The sequence below is a fragment of the Nocardioides sp. JS614 genome (assembly GCF_000015265.1).
Taxonomy (GTDB): Bacteria; Actinomycetota; Actinomycetes; order Propionibacteriales; family Nocardioidaceae; genus Nocardioides.
In genome coordinates this window covers 1,523,329-1,540,154 of sequence record NC_008699.1, presented here as the reverse complement: position 1 = coordinate 1,540,154, position 16,826 = coordinate 1,523,329, and the positions used below count along the sequence as shown (strand labels likewise).

The 16,826-nt window shown below is 71.7% G+C and carries 16 protein-coding genes; 6 read left to right on the top strand and 10 right to left on the bottom strand.

From position 1 onward, the window contains the following. Positions 1 to 5: 5 nt before the first annotated feature. From NOCA_RS08755 to NOCA_RS08735, 5 genes are all read right to left on the bottom strand, one after another. The gene (locus tag NOCA_RS08755; RefSeq protein WP_238383438.1) at positions 6 to 218 is read right to left on the bottom strand and encodes a DUF6752 domain-containing protein; all 213 of its coding nucleotides are present in this window, start codon (positions 216 to 218) and stop codon (positions 6 to 8) included. A gap of 23 nt (positions 219 to 241) precedes the next feature. Continuing rightward, positions 242 to 1,813, bottom strand: a complete 1,572-nt coding sequence (locus tag NOCA_RS08750; RefSeq protein ID WP_011754913.1) for a class I SAM-dependent methyltransferase — start codon at positions 1,811 to 1,813, stop codon at positions 242 to 244. A gap of 91 nt (positions 1,814 to 1,904) precedes the next feature. Continuing rightward, positions 1,905 to 3,098 (bottom strand): phospholipase D-like domain-containing protein, encoded by a 1,194-nt coding sequence (locus NOCA_RS08745; RefSeq protein WP_140403976.1) that lies wholly within the window; start codon positions 3,096 to 3,098, stop codon positions 1,905 to 1,907. A gap of 98 nt (positions 3,099 to 3,196) precedes the next feature. Further along, positions 3,197 to 4,291 carry an endonuclease/exonuclease/phosphatase family protein gene (locus tag NOCA_RS08740; protein ID WP_011754911.1) on the bottom strand — a complete coding sequence of 365 codons (1,095 nt, stop codon included), beginning with the start codon at positions 4,289 to 4,291 and terminating at the stop codon, positions 3,197 to 3,199. Between the two features lie 82 nt (positions 4,292 to 4,373). Continuing rightward, positions 4,374 to 5,492 (bottom strand): hypothetical protein, encoded by a 1,119-nt coding sequence (locus tag NOCA_RS08735; RefSeq protein WP_011754910.1) that lies wholly within the window; start codon positions 5,490 to 5,492, stop codon positions 4,374 to 4,376. 43 nt (positions 5,493 to 5,535) lie between these two features. Between NOCA_RS08735 and NOCA_RS08730 the strand changes: the two genes are divergently transcribed. From NOCA_RS08730 to NOCA_RS08715, 4 genes are read left to right on the top strand one after another with little or no spacing between them, the layout of a single operon-like run. After that, positions 5,536 to 6,810, top strand: a complete 1,275-nt coding sequence (locus NOCA_RS08730) for a magnesium transporter MgtE N-terminal domain-containing protein (RefSeq protein ID WP_011754909.1) — start codon at positions 5,536 to 5,538, stop codon at positions 6,808 to 6,810. Further along, positions 6,803 to 7,345: a DUF1003 domain-containing protein gene (locus NOCA_RS08725; RefSeq protein ID WP_011754908.1), complete on the top strand. Its 543-nt coding sequence runs from the start codon at positions 6,803 to 6,805 to the stop codon at positions 7,343 to 7,345. The genes NOCA_RS08730 and NOCA_RS08725 overlap by 8 nt, the downstream gene beginning before the upstream one ends. An 11-nt stretch (positions 7,346 to 7,356) precedes the next feature. Next, positions 7,357 to 8,520, top strand: coding sequence for an Mrp/NBP35 family ATP-binding protein (locus NOCA_RS08720; protein ID WP_011754907.1), 1,164 nt, complete (start codon positions 7,357 to 7,359; stop codon positions 8,518 to 8,520). Positions 8,521 to 8,544: 24 nt separating this feature from the next. Then, positions 8,545 to 8,883: a sec-independent translocase gene (locus NOCA_RS08715; protein ID WP_011754906.1), complete on the top strand. Its 339-nt coding sequence runs from the start codon at positions 8,545 to 8,547 to the stop codon at positions 8,881 to 8,883. A 149-nt stretch (positions 8,884 to 9,032) separates the two neighbouring features. On the opposite strand, the gene NOCA_RS08710 is transcribed toward NOCA_RS08715, so the two are convergent. Further along, positions 9,033 to 9,566 carry a hypothetical protein gene (locus NOCA_RS08710; protein ID WP_011754905.1) on the bottom strand — a complete coding sequence of 178 codons (534 nt, stop codon included), beginning with the start codon at positions 9,564 to 9,566 and terminating at the stop codon, positions 9,033 to 9,035. A 133-nt stretch (positions 9,567 to 9,699) separates the two neighbouring features. Between NOCA_RS08710 and NOCA_RS25645 the strand changes: the two genes are divergently transcribed. Then, positions 9,700 to 10,338 (top strand): LysM peptidoglycan-binding domain-containing protein, encoded by a 639-nt coding sequence (locus tag NOCA_RS25645; RefSeq protein ID WP_011754904.1) that lies wholly within the window; start codon positions 9,700 to 9,702, stop codon positions 10,336 to 10,338. Continuing rightward, on the top strand, positions 10,335 to 10,853 hold the full coding sequence (locus NOCA_RS25640; RefSeq protein WP_011754903.1) for an Rv3235 family protein: 519 nt from the start codon (positions 10,335 to 10,337) through the stop codon (positions 10,851 to 10,853). The genes NOCA_RS25645 and NOCA_RS25640 overlap by 4 nt, the downstream gene beginning before the upstream one ends. A gap of 58 nt (positions 10,854 to 10,911) precedes the next feature. Here the strand turns inward: NOCA_RS25640 and secA are convergent, their stop codons facing one another. The 4 genes from secA to hpf form a co-directional block, all read right to left on the bottom strand. Continuing rightward, the gene (gene secA, locus NOCA_RS08700) at positions 10,912 to 13,725 is read right to left on the bottom strand and encodes a preprotein translocase subunit SecA (RefSeq protein WP_011754902.1); all 2,814 of its coding nucleotides are present in this window, start codon (positions 13,723 to 13,725) and stop codon (positions 10,912 to 10,914) included. A 67-nt stretch (positions 13,726 to 13,792) separates the two neighbouring features. Continuing rightward, positions 13,793 to 14,992: a winged helix-turn-helix domain-containing protein gene (locus NOCA_RS08695; protein ID WP_011754901.1), complete on the bottom strand. Its 1,200-nt coding sequence runs from the start codon at positions 14,990 to 14,992 to the stop codon at positions 13,793 to 13,795. Between the two features lie 297 nt (positions 14,993 to 15,289). Next, a complete protein-coding gene (locus NOCA_RS08690; protein WP_049774277.1) occupies positions 15,290 to 15,973 on the bottom strand; it encodes a response regulator in 684 nt (227 codons plus the stop codon). A gap of 137 nt (positions 15,974 to 16,110) precedes the next feature. Then, the gene (hpf, locus tag NOCA_RS08685; RefSeq protein WP_011754899.1) at positions 16,111 to 16,734 is read right to left on the bottom strand and encodes a ribosome hibernation-promoting factor, HPF/YfiA family; all 624 of its coding nucleotides are present in this window, start codon (positions 16,732 to 16,734) and stop codon (positions 16,111 to 16,113) included. Positions 16,735 to 16,826: the final 92 nt, after the last annotated feature.

Here is a 16,826-nt window from a genome sequence, read left to right as displayed (position 1 = left end):
GACTCTCAGAGGCTCTCGTGGTACTTCGCGAGCACCTCGCGCAGCTCGGCCTCGTCGGCGCGCGCCAGTGGGACCAGCAGGGCGGTGACCACATCGGTCAGCTCCGCGAGCCGCAGGTTGAGCTGGCGGCACTCCTGCACCTCGGCCTCGAGCGCCACCACCCGCTGCCGCAGGTCGTACGTCGCCGGTGCCCGGAACCGCCCGGCGACGTTCCTCATCCGGTCCTTCACTGCCCAACCCTTCATTGCCATGTGGCCACCATCCGGCAGGTCTTGGCGGGCGAGCCGCCGTCGCGGTCGCTCCTCGGGATTCGTACTGTCTCGCGCTCGACGATTGTGGCACCCAGGGCCCGCAGCTCCCGAGCCACCGCCCGCGGCTTGCGGACCCGGGCCCGCTGCTGCCGGGCGAGCCGGCCGTCGCCGCGCTGGACCAGGAACTCCAGGTACAGCCGGCCACCGTCGTGGAGCATCATCCGGGCGGCGGTCCAGGCGTGCCTGCGGGCTCCGGCGCCGAGGTGGTCGGCCAGGTGGCGGGCGATCACGACGCGGGGCCCCCGGTCCGCGGCGACCAGCGCCCCGGTCGCGAGCACCGAGCGGAGCTCGAGCAGGTTGCAGACCAGGAAGCGGGCGTCCAGGCCCTCGGCCACCGCCTCCTCCTCGGCGCGCTCGAACCCGCGCCGTACGAAGTCGAGCCCGGTGACCGGCGTCCCGCGGCGCGCCAGCCAGAGCGCGTCGCTGCCGGTGCCGCAGCCCAGGTCGACCACCGGCAGGGCCGGGTCCTCGCGCTCCGCGACCCAGCGGGCCAGGCCGGACGGCGTGCCCGAGGGCGCGCGGCGCCGGGAGTAGACGCGGTCCCAGAGCGGGCGGCGCACCCGGATCCCACGGAACCAGCCGTCGAAGCGGCGGTGCGTCGAGCGCGGGGTGGCGAAGTGGAACGCCGGGTCCGGGACCCGCCAGGACCGGCCATAGGTCGCGGTCAGGAAACGGTCGGTGTCCGCCGGCACCGGGAACGAGCGGCCCTCGAGCGTGGCGGTGCCCAGCGGCGTGACCCAGGAGCGCTTGAACGGGGTCCGGATCTCCCCCATCAGGTGCAGGTAGCCGTCACGCATGAACCCGCCGAACACATCCAGCCCGCGCACCACCCCGTCGCTCTCCACGACGTCGACCTTGAAGGCCAGCGCGGAGTAGCGGGTGATCCGGTAGCCCGCCTGCGTGAGCGCCCGCTGGACCCGGAAGGACTCCCTGATCGCGTCGACGGGGTGCTCGTGCTCGCTCACGTAGCCGAGGTCGGCGTCGCTGTCGTGACCGATCAGACGTCCGTCGCGGACCGCGCCGAGGAGCGTCCCGTACGCGAGGAACGCGTGGATCCCGGCCTGCTCGAGGCCGGCGAGCACGTGGTCGATGGCGTCGAGGAGCGGCCGGACGTTCTCCTCGCTGCGGCTGTCGAACGTCTGGACGAGGCGCAGCGACTTGTCCAGGCTCAGCGGCTGCCCCGCGGTGTTGACGACCGCGATCCGCCCGGAGCCGTCCCCGAGGGTCACCTCCTGGTCGAACACGACCTCCTGGCTCTCGTGGACGGCAAGCGTCAGGCGGGTGGTGCCGGAGAGGAAGCGGTGCAGGCTGCCGGGCCACGGGACCTGCCAGGTGCCGGGCGCGCCGGCGCGGGTGCCGTCGCGGTGCAGCCAGAACGAGTAGATGCGCCGCCCGTCGAAGGAGACGTCCAGGACGACCTCCCGCCGGCTGCGGGCGGTGATGCCGTCCGCGTCGACGGAGACGGAGGACACCCGGCCGAGCCGGGACAGCGGGCTCCTCACGGGCGGCAGGCTCCTGCGGGTCGACGGTACGTGGGGACGCGTGATCGTATCCCGCGGGCCGCGCTCGCCCACATCCAGCCGGGCCGGGAAGCTAGGCCCGGTCCCACATCCACAGGAACCGGTCGACGTACCGCTGCGCGTCCGCCTCGTCGTTGATCTGGACGATCAGGTCGTCGCGCTTGGCCGCCCGGTCGCTCCAGTTCTGGGAGCCGGTCCAGGCCCGCACGGTGTCGAGGTCGTCGCCGTACGCGCCATCGACGATCATCACCTTCTGATGGGTGCGGATGCCCCGGTGGTTCCCCTTGCGCAGGCTCACCCCGTTGTTGCCGAGGATGGACCGGACCGCCGCCCCCAGGCCGGTCCCGTAGAACACCTTCACGTCGCAGCCGTCGGAGCGCAGCCCCACGACCTGCCAGGCGAGCGCCTTGCCACGCTCCTCGTTCCACGCGTGGGTGTTGATGTAGAGCGCCGTCGCCACGACCTCGTCCGGGGTCGGGCTCTCCGGGTCGAGCTCCCCCATCGTCACCTCGCAGCGGATCCGGCCCAGCGCATCGGCGATCGGGTCGGTCTCGGCCGTGAGGTCGACCGGAGTCATCCGGATGTCGGCGGTCGCCGTCGCCTTGTGGACGTACTGCTTCGCGACGGGCTCGTCGTTCTTGAGCTGCCCGAACCACCGTCCGTAGGCGCGGAAGTACGGTCGGTCGTCGACCCGGGTGTAGAGGTCGTTCCACTGGTCCTGCGCGTTGTACTGCGTGAGGTTCACCGAGCCGACCATCGTGATCCAGCGGGCCGATCCCGCAGCGGTGAACGAGAAGTACTTGGCGTGCATCTGCCCCTGCTCCCCGCGGCAGCTGTGCTGGCAGATCACGACGAACGACGGCTGGGTGGTGTCGGTGCCGAGCGCGTTGCGCAGCCGCGCCATCGCGGGGTAGACGTTCTCGCCGGCGAAGACCAGCTTCACCCTGACCCCGCGGGCGTGGGCCGCGAGCAGGGCGTCGGCGGTCTGGCCGTCACCGAAGGAATAGACGGCCATCCGGATGGTCGAGCCGGCGGGCGAGCTGTTGATCGTGCGGATCACCTGCTGGAGCAGCTTGCGCTGCTGCCAGGGCGCGCCGAGCGGGTTGTTGAAGCTGGGGCCCGCGGGCGGCTCGTAGCTGCCGACCTTCGCGGCGTACGGCGCGGCCGTCCGCGCCGGCGCGGCCGCGGGCGCCGCCGCCGGCAGGGCGACGGCGAGCGCGCTCAGGAGGACCAGGACGGCGACGTACGGGATCCGGAGAGTGCTCACGATCACCCATTGTCACACCAGTCCCTCACGTCACCACCTGCCCTTTCGGGCAGGTCGGAGCGCGCCGTCCGATCCGGTCCGACCCAGTGGTGGCCGGGTCAGCGCCGGGCGAGCACGGGCGCGAGCGGGGGGATCAGCGCGTCTGCGACGACGAACGGATGGTCGGTCGCGCGCTGCACCAGGCCGCCCTTGGTGGCCAGGAAGTTGGAGAACTCGATGACCGAGGAGCCGAAGATCCAGTCGACGTTCATGTCCGGCGGCGGCACGCAGGAACCGCCGGCCGAGCCGCCGTTCGCGGCGCGCATCGCGCCCGATCCGGTGACCTTGCAGAACACCTCGTCGCGTTCGTTGAAGTCACCGGTGAGGACCACCGGGAAGCCCGCGGTGTGCAGCTGGTTGATCAGCCCGATCTCGAGGGCGATGGCCGCGTCGCGCCAGCGCTCGTTGTTCCCCCAGCGCCCGGTCGTGGCCGGGTTGTGCACGTTGATGAAGTAGACGTCCTGCCCCGAGGCGATGTTGCGCAGGCGCACGTAGGGCATCGGGATCTTCTGGCCCCGGAAGTACGGGATCGGGGTGGTGGCGCCCGCCACCAGCTCCCAGGTGTCGGTGCGCCACGCGATCGAGTTGCGGACCGCGCGGGGGTCGCCGCTCGTCCCGGGATAGACGCCCCAGCTGCCGGCGGTCAGGTTGGTGAACGTGCGGAACTGGGACTCCTCGAACTCCTGGAGGCCGACGACGTCGGCACCGGAGGAGCGCAGCACCGAGACCGCCCAGCCCATCCGGGTGCCGGCGCTGGCCCAGCCCCGCTTGTTGCCGCCGGCGTTCGTGTGGGAGGCACCCAGGACGTTGAAGGTGCTCACCCGGAAGGTGGTCGGCGCCTGGCGGGCGACCAGCTGGGTCTTGCGGCGCAGCTCGCGACCCACCTTGCCGACCTGCTGCGGCCGGATCGTCGGCGCCGGGAGCACGGCCTGCTGCTCGGGCGCCCCGGTGGGCTCCACAGATCCGGTGGTCCGGGTGATGCTCGGCCGCTGGGTCGCCAGGGCCACGTCGGTCGCGCCGGTGGTGCCGGCGTCCCCGGGGCGGAAGATGGCCAGCACCGAGACGACCAGACCGAGCAGGCCGACCACCGCGATCGTCGCGACCGCGGCGCCGTTGCGCTCGTCCGGGTCGTGCGGACCGGCGTGCTTGGACATGCCTCGCGATCCCTCTTCCACACCGGTCGCTGCCGGTTCGCCGCCTGACTGGCTGTGCTGACTCTACCCGAACGAGCGCCTCTCAACCCCGCCGGCGACGACCGATCAGGCGCGGCCACCGACCGCCCTGTGGACCGGACGCGGACGTCGACCCGGTCCTCTTATCGGCCTCGGCCAACAGAACCTGAGCGACAGCGACCGGGTCCTCGGGGAGCGCGACGTCGTCGGGGTGCGGGCTCCCTTCCGGGGCGGTCACCGGCGCGAGGTCGGCGAGGTCGCCGTGCACCGGATGGCCGGCCGCGGCGACCTGCGCGACCCACCGCTGCGTCGCCTCGGTGAGCAGCCCGGCCAGCTCGTGCGGGGTCCGCGGTCGCGGGCCCGGCCGGCCGGCGAGCCGGCCCTCGGCGTAGCCGCGCTTCACGACCCGGTTGTACGTGTGCGGGTCCAGCCGGCCGGCGAGCTCCGCGTTCACCGCCCGCAGCAGGGCGACCTCCGCGGCCCCCAGCGAGGGGTTCGCGGGTGGTACGGCGGCGTCAACCAGTGCCGGGTCGATCCCCACTGCCTCGGCGAACCGGCGCCAGAGCTCCTCGGGGGGCGCTCCCGGAGGCGGCCCGAGCACCAGGTGCGCCCGGTCGGCTCCGACCGCCGACCCCCAGCGGCGCAGGCAGTCCGCGAAGTCCTGGGCGTGCCAGAAGTGCGGTCGGGCCCCGCCCGCGTCCGGCCCCGCGTCGGGACCGGTGTCGGCGCGCAGCTGGTCGCGCTCGAACTCGGCGAAGGACCAGGTCGCGCCGAGCTTCACCTCCTCCTGCCAGTGCGCGGTCGCCTGGCGGCCGAGGTCGCGCGCGGTGACCACCACGTGCACCTCGTGGCCGGCCAGCGGCGCGAGCGCGGCCCGGATCTGCGCGATCGTCGCACCGGCCAGCACCTCGTGGCCGAGGACCGTCGTACCGTCGAAGGCGCGGGCGCGCTCGCACAGCGCCGCCCAGGTCCCCGCGACCTCACCGGCCACCAGGCCGAACTTGGCGTGGCTGCCGCGGACCTCGACGGCGCCGTGGAACATGGCACCGGGCCGCACCAGCGGGTAGCCGACCCCGCCGGCGAGCAGGCGATCGCGCTGGCCCGCGAGCAGGCCCTGGAGGTAGGTCGTACCGGTCTTGGGCAGCCCGACATGGATGACGATGCGCGGTGCTGGAGTCGGCACGGTGACATCGTGCCACCCGCTCCGGCCGGTAGCGTTCGTCCCTGTGAGCACCACCCCCGTCCGCGTCTACGCGGCCCGCCTGGTCGGGCTGCCGATCTTCGACCCCGTGGGTGACCAGGTGGGCAAGGTGCGCGACCTCGTGGTGGCGGTCCGCTCGGAGGTGCACCAGCCGCGCGTGCTCGGGATGGTCGCGGAGGTGTTCGGCCGGCGGCGGATCTTCGTGCCGATGACCCGGGTCACCAACATCGACAGCGGCCAGGTCTACACGACCGGGCTGCTCAACATGCGCCGCTTCGAGCAGCGGCCGACCGAGACCCTGGTGATCGGGCAGATGCTCGACCGCACCGTCCGGGTCACCAGCTCCGGGGTGACCGGGACCGTCTACGACGTCGCCATGGAGCAGGCCCGCAACCGGGACTGGGTGCTCAGCCGGGTGGCGGTGCAGGAGCCGGCCAAGGGGCTGCGCCGACGCGGGCAGACCTACGTCGTCGAGTGGCGCGACGTCGAGGGGCTCACCCAGCGCGAGGAGACGCAGGGCGCCACGCACCTGATCGCCGCCCTCAACGAGATGCGTCCCGCCGACGCCGCGAACATGATCCACGACCTGCCGGCCGAGCGCCGGATCGCGGTCGTCTCCGCGCTGGACGACGAGCGGCTCGCCGACGTGCTCGAGGAGCTGCCCGAGGAGGACCAGGTCGAGATCCTCGAGCAGCTCGACTCCGAGCGCGCGGCCGACGTGCTCGAGGAGATGTCCCCCGACGATGCGGCCGACCTGATCGCCGACCTGCCCCCGGAGACCGCCGCGGCCCTGCTCGAGCTGATGGAGCCCGAGGAGGCCGAGGACGTCAAGCGGCTGATGTCGTACGTCGAGAACACCGCGGGCGCGATGATGACGCCCGAGCCGGTGATCCTGGGCCCGGACGCCACCATCGCGGACGCACTCGCACACGTCCGCAACCCCGACCTCACGCCGGCCCTCGCCGCCCTCGTCTACGTCTGCCGCCCGCCGCTGGAGACGCCGAGCGGCCGGTTCCTCGGCGTGGCGCACATCCAGCGGCTCCTGCGCGAGCCGCCGTCGACCCTGGTGGCCGGCGTGCTCGACGACTCGATGGACCCGCTGAAGCCCGAGGCCACCATCGACCAGGTCGCCGCCCACCTCGCGACCTACAACCTGGTCGCGGCACCGGTCGTCGACGAGAACGGCCACCTGCTCGGCGCGGTGAGCGTCGACGACCTGCTCGACCACATGCTCCCGGAGAACTGGCGCGACCAGGCGATCCGCTCGTCCGACCGCTCTCAGGGGGTCCGCCGTGGCTGAGAGCCGCACGCCGCGGGCCCGCCTGGACACGCCCAAGGAGGCGCGCCGGCCGCTGGTGCGGCGCCCGTCGTACGACGCCGACGCGTTCGGGATCTTCGCCGAGCAGTTCGCTCGGTTCATGGGGACCGCGAAGTTCCTCATCTACATGACGCTCTTCGTGGCCGTCTGGGTCCTGTGGAACCTGATCATCCCCGGGGGCTCGCGCTTCGACGAATACCCCTTCATCTTCCTCACCCTGATGCTCAGCCTGCAGGCGTCGTACGCCGCCCCGCTGATCCTGCTCGCCCAGAACCGGCAGGAGCAGCGCGACAAGGTGGTCGCCGAGCAGGACCGCCAGGCGAACGCCCGGGCGCACGCGGACATGGAGTTCCTCGCCCGCGAGGTGGCCTCGCTGCGGATGGCCGTGGGCGAGGTCGCCACCCGCGACTTCCTGCGCTCGGAGCTGCGCGCGCTGCTCAGCGAGCTGGACGACCGGGCGCAGGAGGGTGGCCAGCGTCACCTGGGCGGCGACGAGAGCGACGCTGCCACCACCTAGACTCGGACAACGTGAGCACCCCGTCCCTCGAGCAGGTCAACGCCGCACTGGCGACCGTCAACGATCCGGAGATCAAGCGCCCGATCACCGAGCTCGGCATGGTCGACTCGGTCGACATCGACGACGCCGGCGTCGTGCACCTCACGGTGCTGCTGACCGTGGCGGGCTGTCCGCTCAAGGACACCATCAACCGCGACGTCACCGCGGCGGTCTCCCGCGTCGACGGGGTCACGGCGGTCGACCTCACCCTCGGCGTGATGACGGCGGAGCAGCGCAGCGGCCTGCACGAGACGCTGCGCGGCGGCCGGGCCCAGCGCGAGATCCCGTTCGCCCAGCCGGGCTCGCTGACGAAGGTCTTCGCGATCGCCAGCGGCAAGGGCGGCGTCGGCAAGTCCTCGGTCACCGTGAACCTCGCGATCGCGATGGCCGGGCGGGGCCTCAAGGTGGGCGTGGTCGACGCGGACATCTACGGCCACTCGGTCCCGGCGATGTTCGGCGTCGCCGACCAGCGACCCACCCAGGTCGACGACCTGATCATGCCGGTGCCCACCCCCAGCGGCGTGTCCGTGATCTCGATCGGGATGCTCAAGCCGCGTCGCGACCAGGTGGTCGCGTGGCGTGGCCCGATGCTCGACCGGGCGCTCGTCCAGATGCTCGCCGACGTCTACTGGGGCGACCTCGACGTGCTCCTCCTCGACCTGCCGCCCGGCACCGGCGACATCGCCATCTCGCTGGGCCAGCACCTCCCGGGCGCCGAGGTCGTGGTCGTCACCACGCCCCAGGAGGCCGCCGCCGAGGTCGCCGAGCGCGCCGGCACGATGGCCTCGATGATGCACCAGCGGGTCGTGGGCGTCGTCGAGAACATGAGCTACCTGCCCTGCCCGCACTGTGCCGCGGAGGGCACCGACCACCGGCTCGAGATCTTCGGCACCGGCGGCGGGGCCCGGGTCGCGCAGACGCTCTCGACCCGGTTCGGGTACGACGTGCCCGTGCTCGGCGAGGTCCCCCTGGACACCTCGCTGCGCGAGGGCGGCGACAACGGCAAGCCGATCGTCGACGCCGACCCGACCGCGCCCAGCGCGATGGCATTGAGCGCGATCGCGGAGCAACTGGCGGGGCGCGGCCGTGGATTGGCCGGCATGCAGCTCGGGCTGACGCCGACCAGCAAGTTCTAGACGCCAGCCTGTAGGTTCTAGCCCGTGTTCGGGGTCGGCCTGCCGGAGTTCGCGGTGCTCGCGTTCGTCGCCGTGCTCGTGTTCGGGCCCGACAAGCTCCCCGAGCTGGCGCGCCAGGCCGGCCAGCTCGTGCGCCGGGCCCGGGTCCTGGCCAACAACGCGCGCGACGAGCTGCGCGCCGAGCTCGGCCCCGAGTACGCCGACCTCGAGCTGCGGGACCTGGACCCGCGCACCATCGTCAAGCGGCACATCGCCGAGGCCCTCGAGGACGACGACGAGGAGCCGGCCCCCCGCCCCGTCCGGCGTGGCCAGCGGCCACTCCAGGACGGCGAGGTGCCGCCGTACGACCCCGACGCGACCTGACCCCCGACCGACACGACTCGGCGCGTCTTGCCCAGCCCCATCCGGTGAGTCGGCGCGTCTTGCCCAGCCTCGCGCCGTCGGCAACGGTTCGAGCGGGCAAGATGCGCCGAGTCGGCAGCCACTGGCGAGCAAGACGCGCCGAGTCGCGATCAGCCGCGGCTCTGGACCGCAGCGAGGGCACCGAACGCCACCAGGACGGTGCGACCGTCGCCGACCGCGGCCTCGACGAAGTCGGCGCCGACCCGGCGCAGCAGCGCCTCGTGGGTGCTGCCGTCCACGAGGCGCAGCACGCACCGCTCCCCGGCGTCGGCGACCCGGCGCAGCGCCGAGCCGAGGCCGAGCCGCGCCACGGGTGACCAGGCCACCTCCGGCCGCGAGCGGTCCGAGGCACCGTGGACGAGCGCGACCGCGTCCAGGCGGACCACCCAGTCCTGGGCGTGACCGCTGACCAGGCACCAGCCGGTGCCGACCCGGTCGAGCACCCCGACCACAGGGCCGACGCCGGTCACCTCGAGCCGCACCGGTTCCCCGGTCGACGCCATCAGCCTGCTGGCCAGGGTGACCTGCTGGTACTCCGCCCGGCCCCGGTCAGCGAGCTCGGCGTCGCGCTCGGCCTCGTAGAGCGCCTCGGCCTGCTGCTCGAGGTCGTCGAGCACCGCGAACAGCTCCTCCTCCCAGGTCATGCGTCGACCCTGCCACGCCCCGGCGCCCTGGGGCAGCCCCGGCAGCCCTGTGGAGACCCCATTGACGTCACAGGTAAAGAGGCGTTTCCTTAACTAAACAGACGCAAACGCAGGCCAACGTAAGGTTCTCGGGATGCACGCTTCAGCGACGCGGTGCCTGGCGGTCTGGGCGGCCGCCAGTGCGCTCGCCGCCGCGCTGGGCGCCTGGCTGCTGCCCGTCGCCGTCGGCGACGCCGGTTCGAGGTTCGACCTGGTCCTGGTGCGCGCGTGCGCCGCCGTGGCCCTGGTCGGCACCTGCTGGTTGTGGCTGGCCGCCAGTGCGACCGTCGTGGCGGCGCTGCGCGGCCGGCCGGCGCGCGCGCCGGGCGTCCCCGCCGTCGTACGCCGGCTGGTGCTCGCCGCGTGCGGGGCCGGCCTGGCGGCGGGCCTGGTCGCCCCGGCGCAGGCCACGCCGGGCGACGTGCACGTCGATCGGCAGCCGACAGCCGGGCTCGCCGGCCTGCCGCTGCCCGACCGCGCCGTCGGGCTCCCGGGCCGGGCGCTGCTCTCCCACGGAGCGCCTCGGCCCACCACTGCCCCCGGCCGGCTCCCGACGGTCGTCGTCCGGCCCGGCGACTCGCTGTGGGAGCTCGCGGCCACCCATCTCGACGACCCCGGTCGCTGGCCGCAGATCTACGCCCTCAACCGCGACCAGATCGGCCCCGACCCGGGCCTGATCCAGCCCGCGACCCGACTTCGGCTTCCCGCCGACCGACCGGAGGAGACCTCATGAACAACCCGGAGACCGACCAGACCGTCGTCGTGCTGCGCGCGGCGGCCGTGCCGCTCGCCAGTGTGCAGGGCACGCTCGCCCTCGACCTGCAGCCCCGCTTCGACCCGCCGGACCCGATCGTCCCCCACGGCCACGCCGCGGCCGACGTGATCGCGATCGAGCAGCCGCTGCGTCGCGGGTTGGAGCAGTGGGCCCGCCGGTACACGCAGGCGGCGGTCGAGATCGTCGGCGGCGACCGACCGGTCTCCCAGCTGCTGCGCTGGAGCTCACGCGAGGTCTACGAGAACCTCGACCGTCGCGCTCAGCTGGTCGCCCGCGCCGGGCGGCACCAGCCCGGCCAGGGCCGGGTCCAGCCGGTCCGGCCCAGGGTGCTGGGGGTGCACACCTGCTTCCTGTCCCGCGACGCCGTCGAGGTCAGCGCGCACGTGCGGTACGGCGAGCGCTCCCGCGCGCTCGCCGCCCGCTTCGAGATCACCGGCCAACGCTGGTGCTGCACCGCGCTGGAGTTTGCCTAGGGTCTGGCTCCCACTCCCTGGACGACGCTCGCGACGGCCGAGAAGTGAGAGCCGGACCCTAGCTGACGCGAGCGGTCAGTCCCGTCGGCCCGCCGGGGCGGCCGTGGCACTGCTTGAACTTCTTGCCCGAGCCGCAGGGGCAGCGGTCGTTGCGGCCGACCCCGGCGAACTCGTCGTCCGCGTTGGTCACCGTCGCACCCTTGACCTCCGCGTCGCCGTCCTCGCTGGGCGCGGAGTAGGCGAGCTTGGTGGGCTGGCTCGGCCGCTCCAGGCCCTTCGCCCGGATCTGCGGCATCGCCCCCTGCTGGTCGAAGGACGGCACCGGCTGGCGCATCGGCTCGAGGACCTCTTCCTCCTCCTCGTCCTCCTCCTCGATCTCGACCTGGACCTCGAGGTTGAACAGGAAGCCGACCGACTCCTCCTTGATGCCGTCCATCATCGCGGCGAACATCTCGAAGCCCTCGCGCTGGTACTCGACCAGCGGGTCGCGCTGGGAGTAGGCACGCAGGTAGATGCCCTCGCGGAGGTAGTCCATCTCGTAGAGGTGCTCGCGCCACTTGCGGTCGAGCACGGAGAGCACGACGCGCCGCTCGAGCTCGCGCATCACGGTCTCGCCGACCTCGGCCTCGCGGCGGTCGTACGCCTCGTGAGCGTCCTTCTGGAGCACGGCGATCAGCTCGTCGCGGTCCATGTTCGCCCGGCCGCCGGCCTCCTCCTCGAGGACCCGGTAGTCGACGCCGACGGGGTAGATCTGGCGCAGGGCGGTCCACAGCGCCTCGAGGTCCCACTCCTCCGCGAACTCCTCGGTGGCGCCGGTGACATAACCGGTGACCGTGTCGTCGATGAAGGTCCGGATCTGGTCCTGGAGGTCCTTGCCCTCGAGGACCTCCCGGCGCTCGGCGTAGATCACCTTGCGCTGGCGGTCCATGACGTCGTCGTACTTGAGCACGTTCTTGCGGGACTCGAAGTTCTGGGACTCGACCTGGCCCTGGGCGTTCGCGATCGCGCTCGTGACGCGCTTGTTCTCGATCGGGACGTCGTCCGGGATCTTGAGGACCTGGAGCACCCGGTCCACCCAGTCGGACTTGAACAGCCGCATCAGCTCGTCCTGGAGCGAGAGGTAGAACCGGGACTCGCCCGGGTCACCCTGGCGCCCGGAACGGCCGCGGAGCTGGTTGTCGATGCGGCGCGACTCGTGCCGCTCGGTGCCGACGACGTAGAGCCCGCCGAGCGCGCGGACCTCGTCGTGCTCGTTGGCCACCTGGGACTTGATCCGCTCGACGGTGCCGGGCCACTCGGCCTGGTACTCATCGGCGGTCTCGCCGGCGGGCTCGAGGCCGCGCTTGCGCAGCTCGGCGTCGGCGAGGAACTCGACGGAGCCGCCGAGCATGATGTCGGTGCCTCGGCCGGCCATGTTCGTGGCGACCGTGACCGCCCCCTTGTGACCGGCGAGGGCGACGATCTTCGCCTCGTCGGCGTGCACCTTCGCGTTCAGCACCGAGTGCGGGATGCCCCGCTTCTTCAACTTGGCCGACAGGTGCTCGGACTTCTCGACCGAGACGGTGCCGACCAGGATCGGCTGGCCCTTCTCGTGGCGCTCGGCGATGTCCTCGACGACGGCCTCGTACTTCGCCTCCTCGGTGCGGTAGACCAGGTCGGCCTGGTCCTTGCGCGCCATCGGCTTGTTGGTCGGGATCGGGACCACACCGAGCTTGTAGATCTTGTCGAACTCGGACGCCTCGGTCATGGCCGTGCCGGTCATGCCCGAGAGCTTGTCGTAGAGGCGGAAGTAGTTCTGGAGGGTGACCGTCGCGAGGGTCTGGTACTCCTCGCGGACCTGCACGTCCTCCTTGGCCTCGATCGCCTGGTGCAGGCCGTCGTTGTAGCGGCGGCCCGCGAGCATCCGGCCGGTGTGCTCGTCGACGATGAGCACCTCGCCGTTCAGGACGACGTACTCCTTGTCGTTGTGGAAGAGCTCCTTGGCCTTGATCGAGTTGTGCAGGAACGAGATCAGCGGCGTGTTGGCCGACTCGTAGAGGTTCTCGATGCCGAGGTGGTCCTCGACCTTGGTGATGCCGGGCTCGAGGACCGAGATGGTCCGCTTCTTCTCGTCGACCTCGTAGTCCTCGTCGCGGACCAGGTTGCGGGCGACCTTCGCGAACTCGGCGTACCAGTGCACCTCGTCCTGCGTCGGGCCGCTGATGATCAGCGGGGTCCGGGCCTCGTCGATCAGGATCGAGTCCACCTCGTCCACGATCGCGAAGTTGTGGCCGCGCTGGACGCACTCCTCGATCGAGCCCGCCATGTTGTCGCGCAGGTAGTCGAAGCCGAGCTCGTTGTTGGTGCCGTAGGTGATGTCGCAGTTGTAGGCGACCCGGCGCTCGTCGGGGCGCATCTCCGGGAGGATCACGCCGACGGTGAGCCCCAGGAAGTGATGGACCCGGCCCATCATCTCGGACTGGAACTTCGCGAGGTAGTCGTTGACGGTGACGATGTGGACGCCCTTGCCGGACAGCGCGTTGAGGTACGACGGCAGCACGGCGACCAGCGTCTTGCCCTCACCGGTCTTCATCTCGGCGATGTTGCCCATGTGCAGCGCGCCGGCGCCCATCACCTGGACGTCGAACGGACGCAGGCCGATCACGCGGCGGGCCGCCTCGCGGACGGTCGCGAACGCCTCGGGCATGATGTCGTCGAGGCTCTCGCCGTTGGCGAGGCGCTCCTTGAACTCCGCGGTCATGCCCTGGAGCTCGGCGTCGCTCATCGCGACGAAGTCGTCCTCGATGGCGTTCACCGCCTGCGCGATGGCCTCGAGCTGGCGCAGGATCTTGCCCTCGCCGATGCGGAGGATCTTGTCGAGAATGGCAGGCACGAGGCACGGACTCCTGGATGGGGTGTAGACAGGCCTCCGCCACTCTACCCAGCCGCCCGAGGCCGCCCTAAATGAACCGGCTGAGCGCGGGGGCCAGGTCGCCACGCGGCTCCACGACGACCGAGCCCAGCCCGAGCCAGCCCGCCATCGCGGCCAGCTCCGCGGCGAGCTCCTCGGGGGTCTCCGCGGGAGCGTCCGGCTCGGCGTACGCCGCCTTGACCAGCAACCGGCCGGCCCCGGCGTCGTACTGGCGGTCGGCCTTCAGGTCGACCCGCCCGACGAGCCGATCGCCGAGGAGGAACGGCAGCACGTAGTAGCCGTGCACCCGCTGCGGCTCCGGTACGTAGATCTCGATGCGGTAGCGGAAGCCGAACAGCTGCTCGGTGCGGGTGCGCTCCCACACCACCGGGTCGAACGGGCTCAGCAGCGCCCGGGCCCGGACCCGCCGCGGCAGCCGGGCGTCGCGGTGCAGGTAGGCCGGGCGCCGCCACCCCTCGACGGCGACCGGCAGCAGCTCACCCTCCTCGACCAGCTCGGCGACGGCCCGAGCGGCGGGCGCGACCTCCATGCGGTAGTAGTCGCGCAGGTCCTGGACGCTCGCCACCCCGTGGGACCGGGCTGCCCGGCGGATGAGCTCACGGTTGGCGTCGTCGAGCGAGGGAGTCGGCTGCGCGAGCACCTCGGCCGGCAGGACCCGCTCGGGCAGGTCGTAGCGGATCTCGAACTGGGTGTTGCGATCGGCGATCGCCACGGCGCCCGACATGTAGAGGTAGTCGAGGACCTTGCGCGTCTCGGACCAGTTCCAGCCCCAGTGGGTCTTGTCGCGGGGCAGCCCGTCGTCGAGGTCCCGGGCGGTCGAGGCGCCGCGCTCGCGGATCTCCTCCAACAGGCTCTGCTCGAGGCCGTCGTCACCCACGACGAACCCCCACTTGCCCCGCTTCTGACGGTACGCCGCCATCCGGTGCTGCATGACCGGCCAGAGTTCGACCGGCATGTACGCCTGCACGTGCGCCCAGTACTCCACCATCCGCCGGGGCCGGCGCTCTGCCGCGCGCCGCAGCAGCTCGACGTCGTACCGGCCGATCCGGGAGAACACCGGCATGTAGTGCGCCCGCTGCAGCACGTTGACCGAGTCGACCTGGAGCACTCCGGTGCGCTCCAGGGTGCGCTGGAAGGTGCGCATCGTCGGGATGGTGTGGCGCGGGTCGAGGAAGCCCTGCGCGGCGAGCGCCACGCGGCGCGCCTGCGCGTTGCTCAACGACTCCACGAGGCGAGACCCTAGAGGAGGGCGCCGACAACCTCAGGTCGGCTCCGGTCCGCCCGCACGGTGGAACAGATCCGTGGCGTCCGGTGCGTGCTCTGGCAAGGCGGAGGAGCGAAGGCGGCCTTTGAGCGAAGCGGGCCGTCGAGCGCCGACAACCTCAGGTCGGCTCCGGTCCGCCCGCACGGTGGAACAGAGCCGTGGCGTCCGGTGCGTGCTCTGGCAAGGCGGAGGAGCGAAGGCGGCCTTTGAGCGAAGCGGGCCGTCGAGCGACGACAACGCCGCCAGAGTGCGTGCCGGGCGTCACGGCAGCTCGAGCAGCTTCTCCTTGACGGCGTACATCACGGCCTCCATGCGCGAGTGCAGCTGGAGCTTCTCCAAGATGTTGCGCACGTGGTTCTTGACCGTGTTCTCGCTGATGAACAGCTCCTTGGCGATCTCCCGGTTGTTCATGCCCTTCGCCACCAGGCGCAGCACCTCGAGCTCTCGCTCGGTGAGCCGTAGGCCGGGGACGTGGTCGCGCTCGGGGCGCGACATCTGCTTGAACTCGTCGATCAGCTTGACCGCCATCGACGGGCTGATCAGCGACTGGCCGTCCGCGACGACGCGGACCGCCTGCGCGACCTCCTCGATCGAGGAGTCCTTGAGCAGGTAGCCGGAGGCGCCGCTCTTGACCGCCTCGTAGAGGTCAGCCTCCTCGTCGGAGACCGTCAGCATGATGATCTTCGCCGACGGGACGGCCTCCTTGATCGCGAGGCACGCCTCGATCCCGGAGCGCTTCGGCATCCGGATGTCGAGGAGCACGACGTCGGGTGCGGCAGTCGCCGCGAGGTTGGTGCCCTCGACGCCGTCGCCGGCTTCGCCGACCACCTCGATACCGGCCTCGGTTCCGAGCAGCATCGTCAGGCCTCGACGGAACAGCTCCTGGTCATCGACCACGAGCACCCGGATCGGTTCCCGTCCGGCGTCGGTCGTCTCGTCTCCCACCCCCGCATCATGGCACGATCAGGCCCCCCAAGGTCGCATATGCGGGTGGTGACGCGACTGGCCGGGGTGGCCCGTTCGGGCCACCCCGGCCGTGTCGATCCGGACCAGTCCGGACCAGTCCGGACCAGGCGGTCGCGTCAGGAGCGCGGTTCGACCTCCAGCGAGATCACCCCGTAGTCGTAGCCGCGCCGGCGGTAGACGACCGAAGGACGGTCGTTCTCCTTGTCGACGAACAGGTAGAAGTCGTGACCCACGAGCTCCATCTCGTAGAGCGCCTGGTCGAGGGTCATCGGGCTGGCAGTGTGCGTCTTCTCGCGGACCACCAGCGGGCCGTCGCCGGTGACGTCGATCGGCCCGACCTGGCGGTCGTGGGTGGTCACCTGATCGTTCGTGGCGGCCGTGGCGTCCGCGGTGTCCGCCAGGGCCTGCCCGACGGAGACCGGCGTACGCCGTCCGCGATGCACCCGCCGGCGGTCGGACGCGCGACGCATCTGGGCCGCCATCTTGTCCAGCGCGAGGTCCAGCGCCGCCATCTTGTCAGCGGCCATCGCCTCGGCCCGGATCACCGGGCCCTTCGACAGCGCGGTCAGCTGAAGTCGTACGGCGCGGTCAGCCTGCCGCGGGTTGCGCTCACACTTCACCTCCACGTTCACGCGGATGATGCGATGGTCGTGCTTCTCGAGCTTCCCCAGCTTCTCCTCCACGTGGCTGCGGAACCTGTCCGTCAGCTCGCAGTTTCGACCGGTGACCACAACTTCCATGTGAACCTCCCGTTGCACAGTTGGTTTCAGCGTTGACCAGCGTTGATCCGCTCCCGAGCGGGCCCTGCTGCGGGCAGGCCGAGGCCCCGGCA

Excerpts from the sequence above, each read along its gene's own strand:
- NOCA_RS25645 (WP_011754904.1), top strand. The coding sequence starts at position 9,700 with ATGCACGCTTCAGCGACGCGGTGCCTGGCGGTCTGGGCGGCCGCCAGT.
- hpf (WP_011754899.1), bottom strand. The coding sequence starts at position 16,734 with ATGGAAGTTGTGGTCACCGGTCGAAACTGCGAGCTGACGGACAGGTTC.
- NOCA_RS08755 (WP_238383438.1), bottom strand. The coding sequence starts at position 218 with ATGAGGAACGTCGCCGGGCGGTTCCGGGCACCGGCGACGTACGACCTG.
- NOCA_RS08710 (WP_011754905.1), bottom strand. The coding sequence starts at position 9,566 with ATGACCTGGGAGGAGGAGCTGTTCGCGGTGCTCGACGACCTCGAGCAG.
- NOCA_RS08740 (WP_011754911.1), bottom strand. The coding sequence starts at position 4,291 with ATGTCCAAGCACGCCGGTCCGCACGACCCGGACGAGCGCAACGGCGCC.
- NOCA_RS25640 (WP_011754903.1), top strand. The coding sequence starts at position 10,335 with ATGAACAACCCGGAGACCGACCAGACCGTCGTCGTGCTGCGCGCGGCG.